Genomic DNA, 21,558 nt, shown 5'->3' with positions numbered 1-21,558 from the left:
CCCAAAGATACAGCAGAATCGCATGATTGAAACCGCAGCATTTAAAACCCGAGCCAGAACTATAGACCATCTCGGTCGTGAGCAGATTGCCGATTGCCCGACCGCTGTTTCCGAATTGTGGAAAAATGCCTACGACGCTTATGCGCGGGAAGTAGCACTTCATATTTTCGACGGCGAAGTGCCGATTGCAGCGATAGTCGACGATGGTCACGGTATGAGCCGAGAAGAGTTTATCGAAAAATGGCTGGTGGTCGGTACCGAGTCCAAAGCCTCCAATACAGTAACGCCGGACTCAGATCGTAACGGTCTGCCGTTTCGTCCAAAACAGGGGCAAAAAGGCATAGGCCGACTATCCTCAGCCAACTTGGGATCGTTAAGTAGTTACGCAAAAGTTATTTGGAATTTTTTACCGACGTCACTCAGGATTTCCAACACCCACTTTTTCAAGTGTCCGTAACTTTGATAGGCATCAAGCGGCAACCATTCGTACTTAACTTTACGCCAGAGTATTTCGATCAGGTTCAGCTCCGGGCTGTAAGGCGGAAGAAAATGTAAGCACACACCACGTTGTTGCCAGCCCGCCAGCTTTTCTTTGAATACGCCGCTACGATGAATGGAAGCATTATCCAACACCACACAGCACGGCACTTTAGTTTCTTCGTACTTGCCTGCATACGTTTCGACAAACGCATCAAAGGCATTGACAACCGTATCCGTTGTCACCGATTGTTCGGAGCTGTGGAAAAACAGATCATTGCTGCGACTCAAAAAACCTAACACATTCATGCGCTTGCTACGATAGCAGGGTATTTGTCGGGTCTCGCCAATCCGTTGCCATCCATAGGGTACACAGGGTGTCGTGCTAAATCCGGATTCGTCAAAGTAGTAAAGCTTCAATTCCCCATCATCTTCTTGCTGTTTCAAGGCCTTCAGATATGCCTTATCACGTTGGAAATCTGCTTCATTACGCTTTCCCTTCACTGATTGCCGACAACGTTTCCAGGCATAGGCACTTTTTTTAAAATTCGTTTAAAGGTGTCAAGGCTGGCTTCCTTGCCCGTCTCCTCCAGCAATCGTGCTGCGGCGGCCTTGGGTTGGTGTGGGTTTTTGTCAATATAGCCCAGAAAAACGGCTTGTTCCTCAACCGTGAAGCGCACAGGCCTACCGCTTCGTGGACAATCGTAAAGCCCTATTAATCCCTCTGTTTCCCATTTGTCTAACCATGAGCTGACAGTCTCATGCTGGGACTCAAACAATTCGCTCAGCCGTGCAATTACATACCTTCTATTATTCAATAAGATAGCATGTGCCCGTTGTCTAACCCGGAATAATGGGTGGTTACGATAGGCTTCGGTTAACGTTACTTCCTCTTCCGGGGTCAGTTTGGCGATGAATTTCAGGTGGACTCCTAATTTTTGTCTGTTATTGCAATCGTTTCCAGTTTGACACAATAAATTTACTTCCTAATAACTTTCGCATTACTACTTACTGCTGCTGATTTCAAAAAGAATAGACCAGCCATTTGTTGCCGCATTAATCGATTGGCGGCTATTTGAAAATCCATTTCTCTATCTGCAAGACATCGAAATTCCAATAATTGAATTTTTCGACAAAGACGAATTGTTAGGCCACCTGCCAAACATGTTTAAACAATTGCTGGGTAATTTGCCAGACAATGATCCCAGTACGGTAAGTGCAAAACAAATTACTGTTACTTCAGATCACCCGGAAAAGTCAGAAGATAAGCAGCTTCCAGACGATGATTATGACTTGGCAAGAAAGGAGCGCATTAAAGCCGCTTGGCTGAGTTTTGACCAATTAGAACAATCCGAAAATAAACCACTGACTCGGGAAGCAATTGAGCGAGTGCTGATAGCTGCTGTTTTTGAAAACCGGCATTTGCAGCAATGGCCGATCTGGAACGGTACAAAAACACACGGTACGGCACTGCTGATGGGGAATATTTCTTTCGATCTGGAAGCTCAATTGGATGGTCAAGTCGCATTGAACGAAGGAAACACCGCAAAACAGGCACAACAACGCTTGTATGAGACTTTACATAATTTTACTGATCCCTTTGTCGATCAGGCTGAAATCACGGATGGTTACGCCGCAGAAGACTTTCATTTTTCGGTCACAGCGTGGAAAGGTCTATTGAGTCGCTCGATTATTTCCGATGAACGTGAGTTCGACCTGGGCGACTTTGAAGAACTTGAGCATATCATAGTTGGTACCGTTGACGATTTCGGTATTTTTAGAGGCCGCATCAAGGCATTTGGTCAATGGCTGGATGGCGAAATTCAAATCCTGCCGAAAGTAAATGTTTCAACCCGATCCGACAGTAAAATCGGATTTTTTCGTATTCGCTTAGGATCTTATGAAGGATTAGAAACTAATTCAACACTCCCTCCTGCAATTTGGGCTAGTTTAAAAGAAAAATCAGAACGGTATGGTGGACTTTTGATGTATAGAAACGCCCTGAGAGTAATGCCTTACGGGAGGGAAGATAACGATTTTTTTGAAATTGAGAAAAGACGCAGTTTTAACGCAGGGCGCGAATTCTGGTCAAATCGACGAACTTTCGGGCGAGTGGCATTAACACGGGAACACAATCCAAATCTCAGAGATAAGGCGGGGCGTGAAGGTATTATAGATAATAAGGCATCGAAAATTTTCCGGGATATTGTCGAGAATATTCTAATCGCATCCGCCTATAGATATTTCGGTACTAACGCGGAAGTGCGTCAACAATTGTTACCGTCAATTCAGGAAGATAATGCCAATTTAAGGCAAAAAGCTAAAGCCGAAGAGGCACAAAAGAAGGTTAATGCTCGTAAACGCAAAGAGTTTCGAAAGAATCTTCAAGAGCTCTCTCCCAAGTTACGCAAGTCGTTGACTGAACTTCAAGAATTTGCAGAGCAAGCAAGAATAGGGCTATCTGACGACGAAACGCAAATTCTGGCACTCAGAGAACGAGTATCAGATTTGAAGAATGATGTTCGAGAATTGTCTCTGGGAGTGCCGCCCAAAACTTTGGGTATATTGGAAGACGCATACAAAGATTATCGCCGCGACAGTAGGGAAGTCGCCGAACTGCTTGAGCAGTTGAACGACACGTTGATTAAAAAGCTGGAAATCTTAAAGCCCAAATCGCCCGCAGAAACTGCGTATTCAGAGTTGAATCGGAACGCTGCCTTTCTGCACAACCGCTTACGTAAATGGAGTCAGGAAGCCAAAGAAATTCTAAATTCGGAACTACAACGTATTTCGCAGCTGACCGATGAGCGAAACAAAAGCTATCATCTTGAAATGCTGCCGCGTTTGGATGATCTGGAACACCAACGCACCACACTGACTCAGGTCCTTGATGATCTCGATAGGGAACGCGACAGGCAGGATCGGAAAAATACTGAGGTGTTTGAACCGTATATTTCAGTTCTTAAAAATCTTCAAGAAAGCATCGATGTCGAAACGATGATTAGTTTTACTCTGGGAGAGTCGTGGGAATTGAACAAAAAGCTTGTGGATCTGAATTCGCTGGCGCAACTCGGCATTACCGTCGAATTTATCGGTCATGAGATAGAAGGCTTGGATATGACGATTTCCCGTGGATTGCGCGAAATGCCGGATCAAATCAAGGCTACACAGGCCTATGAAGCCGTCAAAACGGCGCATGAGGCATTGACAGATAGGCTACACTTTTTATCGCCGCTGAAATTATCGGGCGAAAAAATGAAAGTCTGGCTCACCGGCAATAAGCTCGTTGAATATATTCAGGGTTTTATGGGCGACAACTTAACGCACCGAAACATTATTTTGGACGCAACACCAGCGTTTAGGCATTTCAGCATCTACGAACAGCCAGCACGTATCTATCCCGTATTCATCAATCTGGTTAACAACGCCGCTTATTGGGTATGTCAGACCGGTGAGGACTCGAAAAGGATATTGCTGGATATTGTCAACGGCAAGGTCGTTATCGCCGATAACGGGCCTGGGGTGGAAGATGATGATCTTAAACACCTGTTTACCTTGTTTTTTACCCGAAAACTTCGCGGCGGGCGTGGTGTTGGGCTTTATCTGTGTCGAGCCAACTTAGCGGCAGGCGGACATACCATTGATTATATTAAAAACGGCGATCTGAAAAAGTTGTCGGGGGCAAATTTCATGATCGATTTTAAAGGAGCTAAATATGAATAATTCTGTCGCTGCAACACCGATTGAGTACCGCGACCTGATCAAGGAAGTTTATATAGACCCAATTCGCACGGTGGTTGTAATAGATGATGAGTTTCCGTCGTTAGATGGGTTGATTGCTGAAAAATGGTATGGGGAAAAAGGAAGGGGCGGAACAGAGGAAAATGCCGAAAAGGTTAGAAATATTCTGAAGGCCTGTAGACATAAAGACCGACGTTGGCTGGTAGACGTTCATGACGGAAAAACAATTTCGACGAATGACGATCAATGCATCGCGTCTCACCTACATCAAAGCGACCTGATGATTCTAGATTATCATCTTGACGGTAATGACGGCAGCGGAGATAAAGCGATAGCTATCCTTAGAGAGCTGGCTGATAACGATTATTTCAATATGGTCATCATTTATACAAAAGGTTATGGGATCGACGCTGGTAACCTTGATCGCGTCATAGGGGAAATTGCATTAGGTCTTTCATCAAATAATTCTGCTCTAACACTAAAATCTCAAAATTTAGATGAGGTGAATGATTATATTGAGGAATGGGAATTAAAAGAGGAAGGAATTACGGATAAATTAAAAATAACAATTAACGAGAGTGCTTACTTGATTGTAAATCACCAAATCGACATTGATTGGGAAAAAATAAAAGACATGCCTGAATTCCAAGAAGCTGTTTTATTATTTAATAGTAATCCAAATAAACCATCCAAACTGAAGCTTTCATTATTATTGCATTGGTTAGTTCATGAGCAACAAAAAGAGTTAGACAGCAAATTGTCTCCAAGCAATCTGGGGCATGTCGCCTTCCGCTCTTCCGAAAACGGCATAAACTGGATAAGAACCAGTCGCTTATTTATAACCGTTATCCATAAAGAGCAAAATAATCCAGATTCATTGCCGGATAAATTGATTGAAGCGTTAAATCACTGGTGTCCCAAGCCTCATCGTCTACTGATGACAAAAATGCGAGCTGCGCTTGATACACGGGGTACTTTGGCGGAACAGGAGATATTGGAAAATTCCTTTTTACAGATAGCTTGGTTTGATGAGTTGCTGATTGATGACGCTTCGCAAAGAAAGCTAAATGTTAATAAAACTATTGAAAGGCATTGGGAAGGTCTGGGAGATTCAGTTCAAACCGAAGTTGCCCACTTTGCATCTAAAGTGACTGACTATCTTTGCGGCCTTGGTTCTGTAAAAGCATACGAAACCCATTGTCCTGATGGTGGTTCTAATAGCGACAGAACTCAAATTCTAGCCGCAGCAAACTGTTACCACTGCACTAAAACCATTGAGGGAAATCATCTAACGACTGGACATGTTTTAAAAATAGACACCGAGTATTGGCTTTGTCTTTCTCCTGCCTGCGACTTAGTACCTGGGCAAGAGAAAAAAGATTGGTCGAAAAACTTGAAACCGAATATGCCGTTTAAAGCTGTACGGTTATATGAAGAAAATAATCTTAAAAAAGCCTTAAAGTTGGTAAACAACGGAAACCATCTTTTTCTAAAAATAGATTCAGCGATAAAGGCATTTAACTTTTTACCAGACGATTCAACATCCTCAACTCCTAGATGGGAGCAAATGTTCGCGATTAACCAGGGGATATTTACTGATGATGCCAGAATTATCAGTCTACGCAGAATTGGCAACCAACAAGAACAATTAATCGTGCTTGAACCTTCCGCACAAGTAGTAGCTCATCTTCGCTACGAATATGCGCTGAATCTTTTACAACGGTTAGCAGTTTCATTTTCAAGAGTTGGGCTTGACTTTCAATCCTAGTCGAAAAAGAAATAGGGTTAGCAACTCAATACATGGACAAACTTAGTTCCGAGCAGCGTTCACTGAATATGGCGGCAGTGAAAGGAAAAAACACTACGCCTGAAATCCGAGTCAGACGAATGTTGCATAAAATGGGCTACCGCTTCCGATTGCATCGGAAAGATTTACCCGGAAAGCCTGACATTGTTCTCCCTCGGTATCATCTTTGTATTTTTGTCCACGGCTGTTTTTGGCATCAACATCCGGGATGTAAACGCGCAACGATACCCGAATTCAACCACGAATTTTGGGTAACAAAATTCCAAGGAACGATGGAAAGAGATGAGCGAGCAGAAAAAGAGCTCCGCCGACAAGGATGGCGTGTTTGTGTTATTTGGGAATGCGAAACAAAAAAAGAGGAACTTCTTAATAGAATTATTCGAGAATGTATTGGTTCTATCACATCTCTGTGCGCTGGCTAACCAGACATTTTGTTTCATGAACAACGACAGAATGCCTGGGCTGGTATTCCATCACGAATTTTTTCAACTTTTGCAACAAAGGCTCAACAATGAGTGATCAAACGCCCCCAACCCCCAGTCCGGAAACACAAGCCATGCTCGACTGTCTGCGTTTAGCTGTTACGAAGACGCTGGATCGCAAGCGGCGACTTGGGCAATATGCTGTGTTATGGTCGGAAGGAGCGCCTATCGCCGTTGGTGAGGATGCTCCTGTGCAGTTAGCGACACGAAAGGTTCTCAGGATTGAACAAAACGATAACCTGTCATGTGCTTTGCCGGTTTTAAGACGCCGTTGTCAATTTCAATGGCAATCATCTGTTCAGGAGGCGGCATAGTTACAACATCGTCAATAAGCTAAGTTGCGGTTATTATATGCCTCAGTTATTTTCATAAACAATGTGTGGGTAGGATAAAACAGATGATTCGTGCAGGTATTGTGGGCGGAACCGGATATACCGGTGTTGAGCTATTGCGGATTTTAGCGTTGCATTCGGATGTGGAGGTGACGGTCGTCACGTCGCGTGCCGATGCCGGACTTAGGGTGGATGCGCTTTATCCCAGTCTGCGCGGCGCTATCAATGCGGTATTTAGCTTGCCTGAGCTCGAAACCTTGGCCGAATGCGATGTGGTGTTTTTTGCGACGCCGAACGGCACGGCGATGCTGATGGCGGAGCAGTTATTGGCGCGTGGCGTAAAAGTTATCGATCTGTCCGCCGATTTCAGGTTAAAAGACGCAAAGGAATGGAGCAAATGGTATGGCATGGAGCACGCCTGTCCTGATTTAATCGCGGAAGCTGTTTACGGTTTGCCGGAACTAAATCGCGAGGCAATTAAACAGAGTAATTTAATCGCTTGTCCGGGCTGCTATCCAACCGCTGTGCAGCTGGGATTTTTGCCGTTACTTGAAAACGATCTGATTGATGTTAAGCATTTAATTGCCGATGTTAAATCCGGTGTCAGCGGGGCGGGGCGCAAGGCGGAGTTGGCGACGTTAATGAGTGAAACCGGCGAGAGTTTTAAAGCTTATGCGGTTGGCGGCCATCGGCATTTGCCTGAGATTGCTCAAGGGCTTGAGTTGGTGGCTGGAAAATCGGTCGGATTGACCTTTGTGCCGCATTTGACGCCGATGATTCGAGGGATACACGCTACTTTATATGGTCAGGCGCATGGAAACCTGGATGATGTGCAGGCTTTGTACGAAAAAAGATATGCCAATGAAGCGTTTGTTGATGTATTGCCGCAAGGTTCGCATCCTGATACCCGAAATGTACGGGGCAGCAATAACTGCCAGATTTCGATTCACCGGCCGCAGGGCGGTCAAACTATCGTGGTGTTATCGGTGATTGATAACCTGGTTAAGGGCGCGGCGGGGCAGGCGGTGCAAAATATGAATCTGATGTTCGGGCTAAAGGAAGACTCGGGATTAAAGATAATTGCGCTTTATCCGTAGGGGCAAATAATCAGTTGTACACACCTTCATAATTCTTGACTAAAAAGCTGGGTATAGTCATAATTTCTTCCAACTTCATTTTTATAGTGTTACATGTATGTCTAATCCGATAGTTTTTACTGACAGCGCCGCCTCCAAGGTGGGTGAATTAATAGCCGAGGAAGGTAATGATAATCTGAAGCTGAGAGTTTATGTTTCAGGAGGGGGGTGTTCAGGGTTTCAATATGGCTTTACTTTTGATGAAGAAGTCAATGAAGATGATACCTGCGTTGAAAACGGCGGTGTCACGGTATTGATTGACTCGATGAGTATTCAATATTTAACCGGCGCTGAAATCGATTATAAAGAAGATTTGTCAGGCGCTCAGTTCGTTATCCGTAACCCTAACGCGACCACTACCTGCGGTTGCGGGTCTTCTTTTTCCGCGTAGTTATTTTATAGTTTCTCCCCCCTCGTTGGGCGACAGGGTGTCGCCCTTTTTGTTTCCCTGATAAATTCCCCCAAGAATGACAGACTCAATCGCCCCTGTTACTTCTTTAAGATTGCCCGGCAGATTGTTCATGGTTTGTCTGGCCAGCCACGCGAAAGCAACGGCTTCAACATGGTCTGGATGAAGGCCGTACCGCTCTGTTGATTCAACAGGGCATTCAATGTTTTGTTGGATGAGTTCCAGTAAATATTCATTGTGAATGCCGCCGCCGCAAATCAATATGCGCTCAGTAGCTGGTGCGTGCTTTTTGATCGCATCGCAAATCGTTATCGCCGTCAAAAAACACAGGCTGGCTTGTATGTCTTCGGCTTTGTAACTGAATGCGTCGAAATACTGATAAATCCAGGGAAGTGAAAAATATTCTTTGCCGGTGCTTTTTGGCGGGGCGGCGTTGAAATAAGCATCTTGTTTTAATAGCGCTACCAAACCATGATCGATATTGCCGGTTTTGGCCCAAGCGCCGCTTTTGTCATACGATTGGTTCCGGTGCAGCTTGATCCATAGATCCATTAAGGTGTTGCCGGGGCCGGTATCAAAGCCGATGACTTCTGCCGACTGCTGTTTAGGCAAGACGGTAATATTGGCTATGCCGCCGATATTTACGATGCAGCGATGTTCATTTGGGTGGTGGAAAACGGCTTGATGAAAAGCCGGAACCAGCGGTGCGCCTTGGCCTTTGGCTGCAATATCCCGGCGTCTGAAATCGGCCACGGTGGTAATGCCGGTAAGTTCGGCAATTATATTGGGATCGCCGATTTGCAGGGAAAAAGGAAATCGGATGTCAGGCGCATGGTAAATGGTTTGTCCATGGCTGCCGATGGCATTGATCGATGAGGCGGGAATGTCGGCTTTAGCAAGCAAGGCATTAACGGCCTTTGCGAATAAGTGGCCGAGTCGGGCATCCATTGTGCCGTATTCTTTGAGCGAAATTAGCGTGTCAGGCTTGCTAAGGTGCTGGATTGTACTTTGAACATCGTCGGGAAAAGGCAGATATTCAAATTCGACAAGACGGGCTTTATGGTTTTTAAAATCCACAAGAGCGGCGTCAATGCCATCCAGGCTGGTTCCGGACATGAGTCCAATATAAAGTTCAGGCATCGGTTTTGGTTAATCGTAACGAGACGACTGCATAGACGCAGGAGGTAGGGCAATGCCGGGAGCAATTGCCGAAGGGGTTTTTGCAAATAAACTTTTGGCTTTGGCCTGAACAAGTTGAGTAAAGAACGGCTGGGTTTGAGCATTGAAGTCGGCCAGTAATACGCTGCTTATAGGCATTGAATGCGGTATTTTAACCGTCTCGGGGTCGCGATAAAGCCCGTCCACATGAAACTCATAATGTAGGTGGGGGCCGGTGGCCAGACCGGTTTGGCCCACAAAGCCGATAACATCGCCCTGTTTAACATGATTGCCGACTGCTAAGCCTTTTTTAAAATCGGACATGTGCGCATAAAGTGTTTCGTAGTGGTCATTATGTTGAACAATGACCACTTGTCCATAAGCGCCTTTGTTGCCGCTGAAGGTGACGATTCCGTCCCCTGTTGTTTTTACGGGTGTGCCGATTCTTGCGGCATAATCAATGCCTTTGTGAGCGCGAATTCTGTTAAGTATGGGGTGCTTACGGTGCATGTCAAAAGGGGAGCTGATCTTTGCAAAGTCAACAGGCGTCGTTAAAAAAGCCCTTTGCATGGACTGTCCGTCGGGGGTGTAATAACTGGCAATGCCGAATTCATTGATGTATCTGACCGCGGTGTGTGCGGATCCTTGGTTAATAAACTCAGCGGCAATGATTTCGTCGCTGTCGGTTTCTTTGCCATCAACTATTTTCTTTCCATAAACAATCGTGAATTGATCGCCAGGACGTAGATTGGTGGCAAAATCGATGTCCCATGCAAAAATATCGGTAAGTTGCAGGATCAGCTCTTTTGATAAGTCGGCTTCGAGTCCATCCAGAAATAAGGAGGTTTCTATAGATACATGAGCCGTGTTGATTTTTGTGATTTGCGGATGCTCGAGTATGGTTCGATGGAGTTGTTTGTCATTATTTGTGTGGATGATTTGATCCGACTCTGCATTATCCAAGTCCGGATTGGCGGGAGTGTGTTTTTGCAGTTTCTTATAGTTGAGAGGTTTGACGGATACGGATTCGATCGACTTGGAAGAAATAACGGTATGTTTTCTGGCGGATGGATCAAAAGAAGCAACAGCGTTAGTTTTGTGGCTCGATTTGGGAGAAATAATAGATTGTTTGTTGTTTTTTAACTTGGCGGAAACGGTGGGTTGCTTTTTTATCGTGGATTTAGGCGGTGTAGCAGATTTTTTTTGCGTTGTTAGCTTGGTCGTAGCAATAGTGTCTTTTTTGTTGGCGGACTTTGATGTAACAGGTGCTTTTTTGGTGCTTGGCTTGGCGTTAAGAGTTGATGCAGAGTTTTTCTTATTATCCGGTTTGGTGTGATTTGAGTGAAGGGGGGCGGCATAAATGGTTTTGGCTGGTGCGTGCGTGGGTTTTGTTTGTGTGTGGCCGGTTATCGAAAAGGCTACGCTAATTCCAAAGAGCACGGATGTATAGATTCTATTTTTCACTAGGCTATGCTAAGTAATTGAAAATTATATAAATCGGAGGGCGTTTAATGATTTTATGGCTTCATTTTAAGTGGTTTTAAAGGTTTTTGCCAATTAATTAGGTTATATAAAAGTTTTTATTCAGCCGAGCTGATTATTAATTCTATAATGGATTATTTATAGATATTTGGAGAAAGAAATTGCAAGAGGACGTATTGGCACACCTTCTTAGAGGGACTGATGAGGTTTTAATCAAGCAAGAGTTAATTAAAAAATTGGAAGAGGGACGGCCCCTTCGAATTAAGGCGGGTTTTGACCCGACCGCCCCTGATTTGCATTTGGGGCATACGGTGTTGATTAATAAATTGAAGCAATTTCAAGAATTGGGACACGAGGTCTTGTTTCTGATTGGTGATTTTACCGGGATGATTGGTGATCCAACAGGGAAAAATGTTACGCGTAAGCCGTTGACTCGAGACGAGGTTATTGACAATGCAAGAACCTATGAGGAGCAAATATTTAAAATCCTGGATCCGGCTAAAACGTTGGTGATGTTTAATTCAAGCTGGATGAATGCGATGTCGCCGGCCGATTTGATTCAATTGGCTGCAAAGCATACCGTGGCCAGAATGTTGGAGAGGGATGATTTTAGTAAGCGCTTTAAAGGTGGGCAGCCCATTGCGATTCATGAATTCTTGTACCCTTTAATTCAAGGGTATGATTCAGTGGCGATGAAGGCGGATGTAGAATTGGGCGGTACGGATCAAAAGTTTAACTTGCTGGTTGGGCGGCAGTTGCAGGAGGCTTTTGGACAAAAGCCCCAAGTCGTCATGACGATGCCGATTTTGGAAGGATTGGATGGCGTACAAAAAATGTCCAAGTCGCTGAATAATTATGTGGGCATAGCTGACTCTGCCGATGATATGTTCGGCAAACTAATGTCTATTTCAGATGAGTTGATGTGGCGTTATTTTGAATTGCTGAGTTTTCGTCCCATGACTGAAATAGGGTTATGGGCGGAGGAGTGCAAGCAAGGTGCAAATCCAAGGGACTATAAAGTAAAGTTGGCTCAGGAAATTATAGAAAGATTTCATGATGCAGCCGCTGCCGTCAAGGCGCTGGAAAACTTTGAAGCCAGATTCCAGCGTGGTGCGATGCCTGATGAAATGGATGAGCTGGAGTTAAAGATTGAGGGTACAAGTTACGGTATAGCGAATATATTAAAAGATACCGGATTAACGGAGAGCACATCCGAGGCTAATCGTATGATAAAGCAAGGAGCGGTGAAAATTGACGGAGAGAAAGTTTCTGATCAAAAACTGGAAATTTCGGCGGGCACCAATCATGTTTATCAAGTAGGAAAAAGAAAGTTTGCGCGGGTAAAAATAACTTCTTGACGCAGGCTGAAAAGGCTGTAGAATGCGCAGTTCTTTCAGGGCAGGCGCCTTGGCAGAGACGGCAACAAGAAATAAAGTTGGCAAGGATGTTGACAAGCGGACTGAGTAGGTTATAATGGTCGGCTTCATCGGGGTTCGGTAAATGGCTTCGGTGGTTCGGAATGAAAAATAAAGTTAACAGGGTGTTGACAAACTGAATTGGATCTGTATAATTGTCCAGCTCAACCGGGGTTTAACTCCACGCTCTTTAAAAACCTGATCAAAATAATTTGTGTGGGTGCTTGTGATGAACGATTTATGCTTGTAATAAATAGTCGACACAAGAACTACACGTAAAAAGTAATTTATACGTTTAATTCTGTAGTCGAGCCAAGATTGGCTACTCATCTTATTGAGTGGCAAAATGATATAAACTGAAGAGTTTGATCATGGCTCAGATTGAACGCTGGCGGTATGCTTAACACATGCAAGTCGAACGGTAACAGGCCTTCGGGCGCTGACGAGTGGCGGACGGGTGAGTAACGCGTAGGAATCTGCCTCATAGTGGGGGACAACGTGGGGAAACTCACGCTAATACCGCATACGCCCTACGGGGGAAAGCGGGGGATCTTCGGACCTCGCGCTATGAGATGAGCCTGCGTTAGATTAGCTAGTTGGTAGGGTAAAGGCCTACCAAGGCGACGATCTATAGCTGGTCTGAGAGGACGATCAGCCACACTGGGACTGAGACACGGCCCAGACTCCTACGGGAGGCAGCAGTGGGGAATATTGGACAATGGGCGAAAGCCTGATCCAGCAATACCGCGTGTGTGAAGAAGGCCTTAGGGTTGTAAAGCACTTTCAATTGGGAGGAAAACCTACCGGTCAATACCCGGTAGCTTGACATTACCTTTAGAAGAAGCACCGGCTAACTCCGTGCCAGCAGCCGCGGTAATACGGAGGGTGCGAGCGTTAATCGGAATTACTGGGCGTAAAGCGTGCGTAGGCGGTTCGTTAAGTCAGATGTGAAAGCCCTGGGCTCAACCTGGGAACTGCATTTGAAACTGGCGGACTAGAGTTTAGTAGAGGGGAGTGGAATTTCAGGTGTAGCGGTGAAATGCGTAGATATCTGAAGGAACACCAGTGGCGAAGGCGACTCCCTGGACTAGAACTGACGCTGAGGTACGAAAGCGTGGGTAGCAAACAGGATTAGATACCCTGGTAGTCCACGCCGTAAACGATGTCGACTAGCCGTTGGTCCTATTTACAGGATTAGTGGCGCAGCTAACGCATTAAGTCGACCGCCTGGGGAGTACGGCCGCAAGGTTAAAACTCAAATGAATTGACGGGGGCCCGCACAAGCGGTGGAGCATGTGGTTTAATTCGATGCAACGCGAAGAACCTTACCTACCCTTGACATCCAGAGAATCTGTTAGAGATAGTAGAGTGCCTTCGGGAGCTCTGAGACAGGTGCTGCATGGCTGTCGTCAGCTCGTGTCGTGAGATGTTGGGTTAAGTCCCGTAACGAGCGCAACCCTTATCCTTAGTTGCCAGCGGGTAATGCCGGGAACTCTAGGGAGACTGCCGGTGATAAACCGGAGGAAGGTGGGGACGACGTCAAGTCATCATGGCCCTTATGGGTAGGGCTACACACGTGCTACAATGGCCGGTACAGAGGGCTGCGAACTTGCGAAAGTAAGCAAATCCCAGAAAGCCGGTCCTAGTCCGGATTGGAGTCTGCAACTCGACTCCATGAAGTCGGAATCGCTAGTAATCGCGAATCAGAATGTCGCGGTGAATACGTTCCCGGGCCTTGTACACACCGCCCGTCACACCATGGGAGTGGGTTGCAAAAGAAGTGGGTAGTCTAACCTTCGGGAGGGCGCTCACCACTTTGTGATTCATGACTGGGGTGAAGTCGTAACAAGGTAGCCCTAGGGGAACCTGGGGCTGGATCACCTCCTTACAAATTGCAGCTAAACGCTGTCATGAGTGCCCACAACAAATTATTTTGATCAAACGCAGTATGAGCCTAGGGCCTGTAGCTCAGTTGGTTAGAGCGCACCCCTGATAAGGGTGAGGTCGGTGGTTCGAGTCCACCCAGGCCCACCACCTTGCCGTGATGGTAAACGTGATGTGGCCTAGGGGACTTAAGCAAGAAACACTGGGGCTATAGCTCAGCTGGGAGAGCACCTGCCTTGCACGCAGGGGGTCAGCGGTTCGATCCCGCTTAGCTCCACCAATTCTATAACGTCTCGATTCTGAACGAAGAATCGTCAGAGACCTTATAGAATTGGTGCATTACATGCATTAATAGCTCTTTAACAATTTGGAAATCTGTAACAAAGTAACTTCATGGAATAAAACCATGAGCTTACTAAACGAGTTCAAGTGAACCGACACCGAGAAGGTCAAGCGAAACCGGCGTAAGCGGGTCTAGCCTAACACTCAACGTCAAGGTAAACAAGAATGAGTTCTCAAAAGCAGAAAAAAGCGATTAAGAAAGCTGATCGATATAACACAAAACAGCTCTTTATTAACTATTGTAACCAATAGCGAAAAAGCAGACTTATTGGGGTTATATGGTCAAGTGAATAAGCGCATACGGTGGATGCCTAGGCAGTGAGAGGCGATGAAGGACGTTGTAGCATGCGATAAGTCTCGGGGAGTTTGCAAACTAACTTTGATCCGAGAATTTCCGAATGGGGAAACCCGGCCCGCATCAGCGGGTCACAGTACAGTGAATACATAGCTGTATTGAGCGAACCTGGGGAACTGAAACATCTAAGTACCCAGAGGAAAAGAAATCAACCGAGATTCCCTTAGTAGCGGCGAGCGAACGGGGATTAGCCCTTAAGTTGTACAGTTGTTAGTGGAACAGTCTGGAAAGTCTGGCGATACAGGGTGATAGCCCCGTACACGAAAACGCTGTGCAGTGAAATCGAGTAGGTCGGAGCACGTGAAACTTTGACTGAACATGGGGGGACCATCCTCCAAGGCTAAATACTCCTTACTGACCGATAGTGAACCAGTACCGTGAGGGAAAGGCGAAAAGAACCCCGGAGAGGGGAGTGAAATAGATCCTGAAACCGTATGCGTACAAGCAGTAGGAGCGGACTTGTTCCGTGACTGCGTACCTTTTGTATAATGGGTCAGCGACTTAATCTCAGTGGCAAGCTTAACCGAATAGGGGAGGCGTAGCGAAAGCGAGTCTTAATAGGGCGTTTAGTCGCTGGGATTAGACCCGAAACCGGGCGATCTATCCATGGCCAGGCTGAAGGTGGGGTAATACTTACTGGAGGGCCGAACCCACGTATGTTGAAAAATGCGGGGATGAGCTGTGGATCGGAGTGAAAGGCTAATCAAGCTCGGAGATAGCTGGTTCTCCTCGAAAGCTATTTAGGTAGCGCCTCGTGTATAACTGTTGGGGGTAGAGCACTGTTTCGGCTAGGGGGTCATCTCGACTTACCAACCCGATGCAAACTCCGAATACCAACAAGTTTGAGCACGGGAGACACACGGCGGGTGATAAGGTCCGTCGTGGAAAGGGAAACAGCCCAGACCGTCAGCTAAGGTCCCAAAATCTATGCTCAGTGGGAAACGATGTGGGAAGGCACAGACAGCCAGGAGGTTGGCTTAGAAGCAGCCATCCTTTAAAGAAAGCGTAATAGCTCACTGGTCGAGTCGGCCTGCGCGGAAGATTTACCGGGGCTAAGCATAGTACCGAAGCTACGGGTCACACTTTTAGTGTGGCGGTAGAGGAGCGTTCTGTACGCCTGCGAAGGTGAACTGAGAAGTTTGCTGGAGGTATCAGAAGTGCGAATGCTGACATGAGTAACGATAATGGGGGTGAAAAACCCCCACGCCGAAAATCCAAGGTTTCCTGCGCAACGCTAATCGACGCAGGGTTAGTCGGTACCTAAGGCGAGGCCGAAAGGCGTAGTCGATGGAAAGCAGGTTAATATTCCTGCACCAGTTGTAACTGCGATGGGGTGACGGAGAAGGCTAGGTCAGCTGTCTGTTGGAATAGGCAGTTTAAGCGAGTAGGGAGGGTTCTTAGGCAAATCCGGGAACCTATATTCTGAGACGTGATGACGAGTTGCTCTTCGGAGCGACGAAGTGATTGATGCCATGCTTCCAAGAAAAACCTCTAAGCTTCAGGTTACAAGTGGCCGTACCCCAAACCGACACAGGTGGATGGGATGAGAATTCTAAGGCGCTTGAGAGAACTCGGCTGAAGGAACTAGGCAAAATGGTACCGTAACTTCGGGAGAAGGTACACCCCGAGTAGGTGAAGGCACTTGCTGCTGGAGTTGAAAGGGGTTGCAATAAATTGGTGGCTGCGACTGTTTAGCAAAAACATAGCACTCTGCAAACTCGAAAGAGGAAGTATAGGGTGTGACGCCTGCCCGGTGCTGGAAGGTTAATTGATGGGGTTATCTTCGGAGAAGCTCTTGATCGAAGCCCCAGTAAACGGCGGCCGTAACTATAACGGTCCTAAGGTAGCGAAATTCCTTGTCGGGTAAGTTCCGACCTGCACGAATGGCGTAACGATGGCCACACTGTCTCCAGCCGAGACTCAGTGAAATTGAAATTGCGGTGAAGATGCCGTATACCCGCGGCTAGACGGAAAGACCCCGTGAACCTTTACTATAGCTTTGCACTGGACCTTGAACCTATTTGTGTAGGATAGGTGGGAGGCTTCGAAGCAGGAACGCCAGTTCTTGTGGAGCCAACCTTGAAATACCACCCTGGTATGTTCGAAGTTCTAACCTAGGTCCGTTATCCGGATTGGGGACAGTGTATGGTGGGTAGTTTGACTGGGGCGGTCTCCTCCTAAAGAGTAACGGAGGAGCACGAAGGTACCCTCAGCCTGGTCGGAAATCAGGCGATGAGTGCAATGGCATAAGGGTGCTTGACTGCGAGACGGACAAGTCGAGCAGGTACGAAAGTAGGTCATAGTGATCCGGTGGTTCTGTATGGAAGGGCCATCGCTCAACGGATAAAAGGTACTCCGGGGATAACAGGCTGATACCGCCCAAGAGTTCATATCGACGGCGGTGTTTGGCACCTCGATGTCGGCTCATCACATCCTGGGGCTGAAGCAGGTCCCAAGGGTATGGCTGTTCGCCATTTAAAGTGGTACGCGAGCTGGGTTCAGAACGTCGTGAGACAGTTCGGTCCCTATCTGCCGTGGGCGTTTGAGATTTGAGGGAAGCTGCTCCTAGTACGAGAGGACCGGAGTGGACGAACCTCTGGTGTTCCGGTTGTCACGCCAGTGGCATTGCCGGGTAGCTATGTTCGGACAGGATAACCGCTGAAAGCATCTAAGCGGGAAGCCCCTCCCAAGATGAGATCTCACTGGGACACTAAGTCCCCTGAAGGGCCGTCGGAGACTACGACGTTGATAGGCACGGTGTGGAAGCGCAGTAATGTGTGAAGCTAACGTGTACTAATTGCCCGTGAGGCTTGACCATATAACACCCAATCAGTTTGGTGTGTTGTAAGAAAGAACTAAGCATAAAACTTAGTCACAGCTTATTATCGCAAGCTAAAGAGAATATCAGTTACAGATTTCCAACACTCGGCATAACCTGCCCAGTGAAGACGGTCGATTAAGCAACCCCAGCCAAAAGCTGAAGAAGCCAACCGACCACACCAGTTTGCTTGGTGACCATAGCGAACGTGAACCACCCGATCCCATCCCGAACTCGGAAGTGAAACCGTTTAGCGCCGATGATAGTGTGGCAGTTTGCCATGCGAAAGTAGGGAATTGCCAAGCTCTTAAATTAAAACCCAAGCCCAAACGCTTGGGTTTTTTTTTGCCTGAATTTAGGCCAATGCCGGGTATAACGGCGATATTAGTTTTAGAGCGGTGTGGCAATCAGCAGGAATCATGACCCAATTACCCCGTTGGTCGATTGGGTTATCGGAAAAGACCGGTTGAATGATACTCCTTGCCTTCTGAAGATTGGGCAGGGTTGAACAACGGGCGTCGAGAAATAGCATACTCCACATGTCGAATCTTCATTCTCGCTGTGTGCTGAAAGGCTTGGTTGTGAGCCTTGTTTCGTGTGTCAATTTGGGGGCAACTGTTACTGACACGGAGTGCGGAGAGAATCAATTCGATCTGCTAGAGCTCGGCAATGTTATCGCGGCGGGTGTGGGTGCTGGAGTGAGTCTTACAGCGCTGCCCCACATAAGATCGAGAGGTTTGTTGAGCGGTATGATACAGCGTTTCGGATGCCCATGATGCCCACAGTGCGTTGCATGGAGAAGGCTGCATAATACGGAGGAATGAAATCTATTATTTTCCGCCCACAGCTTAGCAGTTGTGGATAGGGTACGCTACGGCTACGATTGAATGAGCGTCACTCGCAGCGTACCCTATCAAGCCAAATTAGCTTAATCCGCCTTTGCCAACTTACTATGCTGCACAGAATAAGAAAAATAAACAATCAACCCAATAACTAGCCAGATCACGAAGCGTAACCAGGTTAAGGCGGGCAAAAATGCCATTAGCGCAGAGCAAGACAGCATGCCCAGCACGGGAAATAAAGGGCTGAACGGCGAACGGAACGGGCGTTTTATGTCCGGCTTGGTGATGCGCAGCACTAATACGCCTAAACACACCAGCACAAATGCGGCAAGGGTACCGATATTGACCAGCTCGGCTAGATCGCCGAGCGGTATGAAGCCTGCAGTTATCGCCATGATGATGCCGCACAGTACGATGACGCGTACTGGCGTTTGGGTTTTGGGGTTCACTTCGCTAAAAAAGGGGGAGAGTAGGCCGTCACGGGACATCGCGAAGATGATGCGGGTCAGTGCGTAATACAGCACCAGCATGACGGTGGTAAGGCCTGCAATAACGCCGGTTGAGATCAGCGCAGACGCCCAGTTGTAACCGAGCAGGTTCAGAGCGTGAGCGACGGGCGAGGATACGTTCAGCTCTGTATAGTTGACGACGCCGGTGAGCAGGCCGGATACCAGGATGTAGATGACGGTGCAAAAGCCCAGCGAGGTGACGATGCCGAAAGGTAGGTCGCGTTGCGGGTTGTTGGCTTCATCGCCTGCGGTGGACACTGCGTCGAAACCGACATAGGCAAAAAATACCAGCGATGCACCCGCCAGAACACCGGTGGTTTTGCCGTCTGGCAGGGTTTGGAACCAGCCGAACGGCATGAAAGGGTGCCAGTTTTCCGGGTGGACGTTGAATGCGGCAATGGCGATAAAGACGGTGATGGTAAGCAGCTTGACAAACACCATGGCGTTGTTGACTTTGGCGCTGTGTTTTACGCCCATAATCAGCAGCAACATTAGTATCAAAATGATGCCGGTTGCAGGCAGGTTGATCAGTCCGCCGAGCTTGGGCGCTTTGGTCAGCATCTCCGGCAACGGTATGCCGATGCCGGTCAGTGCGTTGTTAAAATAGCCGGACCAGCCGTTGGCGACGGTTGCAACGGCAAGGCTGTATTCCAGCAGCAAATCCCAGCCGATAATAAAGGCGAATATTTCACCGAAAGCAACGTAGCTATAGCCATAGGCGCTGCCGCAGCCGCCGACTGAGGCGGATAATTCCGCATAAGACAAGGCGGCGAAAGCGCAGGCGAATCCGGCGATCACAAATGACAGCATCACGGCAGGCCCGGATTGGGTAGCGGCGGCGACTCCGGTCAGCACGAAGATACCGGTGCCGATAATCGCGCCTATGCCGAGAAAGGCCAGATCCCATTTAGACAGGCAACGCTTGAGGCCGCTGCCTGCGTCATCATCGGAAGTAATGTGTTTGCTGCGAAAAATTTCAATGGACATCTGGAGCTCTTGTTATTAAGTTGAAAGTAGAGGGCATAGGTAAGGTGTTGTATTGCCTGAATTATAGGGGCAATGGCGATAATCCCCAAAACAAGTGCATGAAACCAGCAAAATTATGCGTGAGTTGGTCTTGCATGATAATATAAGCGGTTTTTTTAGGTAGGCAGATCTTGAGTAATTACCTGGGGATTGCCTGTAAGTGTGGATAAATCCGCATCTACAACGAGTAACCAACGCTGGCTGTTGAAGAGTTGTTATTTTTTATATTGTGTTTTCTGAGAAACTTATCGCAATGAACATTCGCGCACTACTTGCTTTTACACTCTTACTGTCTGTCATTGGCGGTCATGCAAATGCTACGACCTATGCAATGCCGGCAAATAGTAATGATACTGTAATTACTCAATATCCTGATGGCATGGCTTTAACTCGCGCAGACCAGGATGAAACCTTATTGGATGTGGCGCGCCGCTTTCTTCTGGGACAAACGGAAATAGTCAGGCTGAACCCCGATGTCGATCGCTGGCTGGTTAAAAAAGATGAGATTGTTCGCTTATCCAACAGACGTATTTTGCCGGATTCGCCCCATAACGGAATTACTTTAAATATATCCGAATACCGTATGTATTATTACCCGCCGACTAAAAAGGGGCAGGCGCCTCAACAGGTCATGTCTTATGCGCATGGTGTTGGCAGGCAGGATTGGAAGACGCCGTTGGGTAAAACTAAAGTTGCGCGAAAAATCATGAATCCTGAATGGCATCCGCCCGAGTCAATAAGGCGTGAACATGCGGCGAATGGCGATCCTCTGCCGGTTGTTGTTCCTGCGGGGCCGCATAATCCTCTGGGTACGCGCGCACTGTATCTGGACCTGCCCGGAGAATACCGGATACACGGTACCGATATTGACAAGATTAATGGGATAGGCATGCAGATCACCCATGGTTGCGTTCGTATGTATCCTAAGGATGTCGAAGAAATATACGATCTGGTTTCAGTCGGTACGCCGGTCTATATTGTTAAACAGCCTATCAAGGTCGGTTGGTTGGACAATGTTCTTTATGTAGAAGCGCATCCTGATCTGGAGGGTGAAGAAACAACCTTGGATCAGCGTTTCGCTGTGGCGCTGGGATTAATCCAAAAAGCCAATAATCAGGAACTGCCTGATTTCGATCAACAAGCTTTGAATAAAGTACTTAAGGAGCAGAGTGGAGAGCCTATAGCAATCTATGAACGCTTGCCGCCACTGGAAGAAGCGGCATCGTCCATGCCGACGTCTGCCCCCGTATCGACACCTGCGCCTGCATCGAAACCGGCACGCAAAGCTTCCCCGGATGGTTATTATCATGGAAACTAAGGTATAGAGTTGTCTGGGAGATTGT

Annotated in this window: 14 protein-coding genes, 2 tRNA genes and 3 rRNA genes; 14 read left to right on the top strand and 5 right to left on the bottom strand. The window is 47.2% G+C overall.

Annotated elements, in window-relative coordinates; all coding sequences use genetic code 11:
* The first annotated feature begins 22 nt into the window (after positions 1 to 22).
* Positions 23 to 457, top strand: coding sequence for an ATP-binding protein (locus METTU_RS22635; RefSeq protein WP_081466939.1), 435 nt, complete (start codon positions 23 to 25; stop codon positions 455 to 457).
* Here the strand turns inward: METTU_RS22635 and METTU_RS24585 are convergent.
* Together METTU_RS24585 and METTU_RS24580 are read right to left on the bottom strand one after the other, a co-directional pair.
* Positions 382 to 981 carry an IS630 family transposase gene (locus METTU_RS24585; RefSeq protein ID WP_006893919.1) on the bottom strand — a complete coding sequence of 200 codons (600 nt, stop codon included), beginning with the start codon at positions 979 to 981 and terminating at the stop codon, positions 382 to 384. The two genes, METTU_RS22635 and METTU_RS24585, sit on opposite strands and share 76 nt — an antisense overlap.
* A complete protein-coding gene (locus tag METTU_RS24580) occupies positions 978 to 1,451 on the bottom strand; it encodes a helix-turn-helix domain-containing protein (protein WP_006893918.1) in 474 nt (157 codons plus the stop codon). Before METTU_RS24580 ends, METTU_RS24585 begins: the two co-directional genes overlap by 4 nt.
* Positions 1,452 to 1,641: 190 nt before the next feature.
* On the opposite strand from METTU_RS24580, the gene METTU_RS15610 reads away from it, so the two are divergent.
* From METTU_RS15610 to erpA, 5 genes are all read left to right on the top strand, one after another.
* On the top strand, positions 1,642 to 4,200 hold the full coding sequence (locus tag METTU_RS15610) for an ATP-binding protein (protein ID WP_254257998.1): 2,559 nt from the start codon (positions 1,642 to 1,644) through the stop codon (positions 4,198 to 4,200).
* On the top strand, positions 4,193 to 5,986 hold the full coding sequence (locus METTU_RS15605; RefSeq protein ID WP_006892749.1) for a response regulator receiver domain: 1,794 nt from the start codon (positions 4,193 to 4,195) through the stop codon (positions 5,984 to 5,986). The genes METTU_RS15610 and METTU_RS15605 overlap by 8 nt, the downstream gene beginning before the upstream one ends.
* A gap of 32 nt (positions 5,987 to 6,018) precedes the next feature.
* On the top strand, positions 6,019 to 6,447 hold the full coding sequence (locus tag METTU_RS22625; protein WP_006892748.1) for a very short patch repair endonuclease: 429 nt from the start codon (positions 6,019 to 6,021) through the stop codon (positions 6,445 to 6,447).
* A 457-nt stretch (positions 6,448 to 6,904) separates the two neighbouring features.
* The gene (gene argC / locus METTU_RS15595) at positions 6,905 to 7,936 is read left to right on the top strand and encodes an N-acetyl-gamma-glutamyl-phosphate reductase (RefSeq protein WP_006892746.1); all 1,032 of its coding nucleotides are present in this window, start codon (positions 6,905 to 6,907) and stop codon (positions 7,934 to 7,936) included.
* A 97-nt stretch (positions 7,937 to 8,033) separates the two neighbouring features.
* Positions 8,034 to 8,366, top strand: a complete 333-nt coding sequence (erpA, locus tag METTU_RS15590) for an iron-sulfur cluster insertion protein ErpA (RefSeq protein ID WP_006892745.1) — start codon at positions 8,034 to 8,036, stop codon at positions 8,364 to 8,366.
* On the opposite strand, the gene METTU_RS15585 is transcribed toward erpA, so the two are convergent.
* Together METTU_RS15585 and METTU_RS15580 are read right to left on the bottom strand one after the other, a co-directional pair.
* Entirely contained in the window at positions 8,367 to 9,524 is a 1,158-nt protein-coding gene (locus tag METTU_RS15585; protein ID WP_006892744.1) for an anhydro-N-acetylmuramic acid kinase, read from the bottom strand.
* A gap of 9 nt (positions 9,525 to 9,533) precedes the next feature.
* Positions 9,534 to 10,505 (bottom strand): M23 family metallopeptidase, encoded by a 972-nt coding sequence (locus tag METTU_RS15580; protein WP_254257995.1) that lies wholly within the window; start codon positions 10,503 to 10,505, stop codon positions 9,534 to 9,536.
* Positions 10,506 to 10,578: 73 nt separating this feature from the next.
* Here METTU_RS15580 and METTU_RS24575 point away from each other — a divergent pair, with 73 nt between their 5' ends.
* The 7 genes from METTU_RS24575 to rrf all read left to right on the top strand — a co-directional run bounded on the left by METTU_RS24575 (position 10,579) and on the right by rrf (position 18,143).
* Positions 10,579 to 10,878: a hypothetical protein gene (locus METTU_RS24575; protein WP_254257993.1), complete on the top strand. Its 300-nt coding sequence runs from the start codon at positions 10,579 to 10,581 to the stop codon at positions 10,876 to 10,878.
* A gap of 307 nt (positions 10,879 to 11,185) precedes the next feature.
* The gene (gene tyrS / locus METTU_RS15575) at positions 11,186 to 12,382 is read left to right on the top strand and encodes a tyrosine--tRNA ligase (protein WP_006892742.1); all 1,197 of its coding nucleotides are present in this window, start codon (positions 11,186 to 11,188) and stop codon (positions 12,380 to 12,382) included.
* A gap of 410 nt (positions 12,383 to 12,792) precedes the next feature.
* Positions 12,793 to 14,327 (top strand): 16S ribosomal RNA (locus METTU_RS15570).
* 69 nt (positions 14,328 to 14,396) lie between these two features.
* A tRNA-Ile gene (locus METTU_RS15565) sits at positions 14,397 to 14,473 on the top strand.
* A gap of 54 nt (positions 14,474 to 14,527) precedes the next feature.
* Positions 14,528 to 14,603 (top strand) — tRNA-Ala (locus tag METTU_RS15560).
* 342 nt (positions 14,604 to 14,945) lie between these two features.
* Positions 14,946 to 17,838, top strand: a 23S ribosomal RNA gene (locus METTU_RS15555).
* 189 nt (positions 17,839 to 18,027) lie between these two features.
* Positions 18,028 to 18,143, top strand: a 5S ribosomal RNA gene (rrf, locus tag METTU_RS15550).
* The 16S, 23S and 5S rRNA genes sit together here with 2 tRNA genes alongside, the layout of an rRNA operon.
* A 623-nt stretch (positions 18,144 to 18,766) precedes the next feature.
* Here the strand turns inward: rrf and METTU_RS15545 are convergent.
* On the bottom strand, positions 18,767 to 20,176 hold the full coding sequence (locus METTU_RS15545; RefSeq protein ID WP_006892741.1) for an amino acid permease: 1,410 nt from the start codon (positions 20,174 to 20,176) through the stop codon (positions 18,767 to 18,769).
* Between the two features lie 292 nt (positions 20,177 to 20,468).
* On the opposite strand from METTU_RS15545, the gene METTU_RS15540 reads away from it, so the two are divergent.
* A complete protein-coding gene (locus METTU_RS15540; protein ID WP_006892740.1) occupies positions 20,469 to 21,533 on the top strand; it encodes a L,D-transpeptidase family protein in 1,065 nt (354 codons plus the stop codon).
* Positions 21,534 to 21,558: the final 25 nt, after the last annotated feature.

The sequence above is a fragment of the Methylobacter tundripaludum SV96 genome, assembly GCF_000190755.2.
GTDB classification, from domain to species: domain Bacteria; phylum Pseudomonadota; class Gammaproteobacteria; order Methylococcales; family Methylomonadaceae; genus Methylobacter_A; species Methylobacter_A tundripaludum.
Note: the sequence above shows the minus strand (reverse complement) of the source record. Positions and strands in the feature narration are given on the sequence as shown.

Bases quoted from the DNA above. Each gene is read 5' to 3' on its own strand.
- METTU_RS22635 (WP_081466939.1), top strand. From the start codon at position 23: ATGATTGAAACCGCAGCATTTAAAACCCGAGCCAGAACTATAGACCAT.
- METTU_RS15540 (WP_006892740.1), top strand. From the start codon at position 20,469: ATGAACATTCGCGCACTACTTGCTTTTACACTCTTACTGTCTGTCATT.
- METTU_RS15585 (WP_006892744.1), bottom strand. From the start codon at position 9,524: ATGCCTGAACTTTATATTGGACTCATGTCCGGAACCAGCCTGGATGGC.
- METTU_RS15605 (WP_006892749.1), top strand. From the start codon at position 4,193: ATGAATAATTCTGTCGCTGCAACACCGATTGAGTACCGCGACCTGATC.
- erpA (WP_006892745.1), top strand. From the start codon at position 8,034: ATGTCTAATCCGATAGTTTTTACTGACAGCGCCGCCTCCAAGGTGGGT.
- argC (WP_006892746.1), top strand. From the start codon at position 6,905: ATGATTCGTGCAGGTATTGTGGGCGGAACCGGATATACCGGTGTTGAG.
- METTU_RS15610 (WP_254257998.1), top strand. From the start codon at position 1,642: ATGTTTAAACAATTGCTGGGTAATTTGCCAGACAATGATCCCAGTACG.
- METTU_RS15545 (WP_006892741.1), bottom strand. From the start codon at position 20,176: ATGTCCATTGAAATTTTTCGCAGCAAACACATTACTTCCGATGATGAC.
- METTU_RS22625 (WP_006892748.1), top strand. From the start codon at position 6,019: ATGGACAAACTTAGTTCCGAGCAGCGTTCACTGAATATGGCGGCAGTG.